Below are 246 nucleotides of genomic sequence, written 5' to 3'. Positions count from 1 at the left end.
CCGTCGCCACATAGCTGTCGGCGTAGCCCGTGCCCTGAATGCCCTCGATCGAACGCAGCGTGTCGGTGCCGATCGACCCGTCGCCGGTCGCCGTGCCCGCAGCCATGTCGACGCTGACACCACCCGTGACCGTGCTGAGGCTGTTGTAGATGGCCATGTCGAAGCCGGTGCGGCCGTCGATGTAGTCGTCGCCGCCAAGACCGGTGAAGTTGTTGTTGAAGCTGCTGCCCAGCAGCGTGTCGGAGA

1 pseudogene is annotated in these 246 nt (G+C 65.4%); it reads right to left on the bottom strand.

The features are described 5' to 3' along the window. A pseudogene (locus RAD10_RS42385) lies at positions 1-246 on the bottom strand (calcium-binding protein); the annotation flags it as partial.

Source organism: Bradyrhizobium sp. 23AC, assembly GCF_054863025.1.
The sequence above is the reverse complement of the archived record's forward strand: the minus strand, read 5'-3'. Positions and strand labels throughout refer to the sequence as shown.